Raw genomic sequence first — 1,374 nt, 5'->3', positions numbered from 1 at the left:
CCGGCGGCCAATTCACCGGCTAGCGCAGTAAACCGATCGCACTGATTTAATATGCCGCGCGCTTGCTGGAGTAACCGTTCACCGGCCGCGGTGAGTACCGGATTACGCGCACGGCGATCAAAGAGTTGCACACCCAGATCAATTTCTAAATTCGAAATGGTGGTACTCACCACCGATTGTGCTTTACCCAAACGCCGCGCGGCGGCCGAGAAAGAGCCACACTCGGCGGCGGCTTGCAGACAGCGCAGTTGCTCCAGTGTCATGTTCATGCCGCGCTCCATATACCGGTGTGCCTGTTTCACAAGAAACAGTCAACCTATCAATTTTAACGATAGTATCTAACTAACAACTATGCACTTTAAACGATAGATTAGCAGCCACATCGCTAACCAGAAAGAGAAAATACTATGCGCACAGGCTCCGATCGTTTACGTCACGCCATTGGTTTTGAACTCATCGGCCTTATGCTTTGCCCGCTGATCGCCAGTTGGGTGATGGGAATGCAATTACTGGAATTAGGCAAGCTCGCCATCATGCTATCGGTGATCGCCACCGCATGGAATTATGTCTATAACCTGTTGGTCGACAAGCTGATGCAAAAGCTGTTGGGACGCACGCAAAAGAGCTTGCCGGAGCGGGTCTTACATACATTGGTATTTGAGGCCGGCTTGTTGCTGTTTGTTCTGCCATTGATTGCTTGGTGGTTACAGATTTCACTGAAACAGGCATTTGTGCTGGATATGGGCTTTGTGATCTTTTATCTGGTGTACGCGTTTTTCTATAACTGGGCCTATGATCGCATGTTCCCTATCCCAGCCGCGGCAACTGCCACAATAACGGTCGACGAACCCGTAACGCGCGAAAAAGCATCCGTATTATAATCAGGGAATAAAAAACCGGTGACCCTGTATACATCAGCACGGCACCGGTTTTGCTCATACGTCAAGCATGCCAAGTACGATTAACGCTCTAATAATGGGGCGCTGCGGAAGCTCCACATCCCCATCACGCGCAGCGCATCGCGGTAAATACCCAGCAAATCACCATCGGACACTTTTTGCAGCTCGGCCAGTGGCTTATCCAGCGCGGCGACTGACTCGAAGGTAATCCCCTGTGGCCCGGTTTCCCATGTCGCGATTTCCAGCAACGCTTGACCACGGCGCACATGGCTACCGGAACTGAGCAGTACAGCATGCTTAATGCGATGTTGAGTCAAGGCGTAGCGGCTATAGAGGGCATTATCAACGGTGGATGTGGCATAGTTGTCTTGCACAATGCGTTTCGCATCAATACCTTGCTTAACTAACCACTCTTGCATCAAACGTGCTTCGGTTTGGTTGTTTTGCGGCACACCACCGGTAACCACAATCAATG

At 50.9% G+C, this 1,374-nt stretch carries 3 protein-coding genes; 1 reads left to right on the top strand and 2 read right to left on the bottom strand.

The window, feature by feature from the left end:
* Positions 1–269 (bottom strand): LysR family transcriptional regulator (locus ACRC27_RS07045; protein ID WP_438639518.1); only part of this gene is annotated, 269 nt, incomplete at its 3' end.
* A gap of 138 nt (positions 270–407) precedes the next feature.
* Here ACRC27_RS07045 and ACRC27_RS07040 point away from each other — a divergent pair.
* Entirely contained in the window at positions 408–881 is a 474-nt protein-coding gene (locus ACRC27_RS07040) for a PACE efflux transporter (protein ID WP_438639517.1), read from the top strand.
* Between the two features lie 80 nt (positions 882–961).
* On the opposite strand, the gene ACRC27_RS07035 is transcribed toward ACRC27_RS07040, so the two are convergent.
* The coding region (locus ACRC27_RS07035) for a YdcF family protein (RefSeq protein WP_438639516.1) at positions 962–1,374 on the bottom strand (413 nt) is incomplete at its 5' end.

It is taken from the genome of Plesiomonas sp., from assembly GCF_051650925.1.
GTDB lineage: Bacteria > Pseudomonadota > Gammaproteobacteria > Enterobacterales > CAMTGL01 > Plesiomonas.
The sequence above is the reverse complement of the archived record's forward strand: the minus strand, read 5'-3'. Positions and strand labels throughout refer to the sequence as shown.

Bases quoted from the DNA above. Each gene is read 5' to 3' on its own strand.
- ACRC27_RS07040 (WP_438639517.1), top strand. From the start codon at position 408: ATGCGCACAGGCTCCGATCGTTTACGTCACGCCATTGGTTTTGAACTC.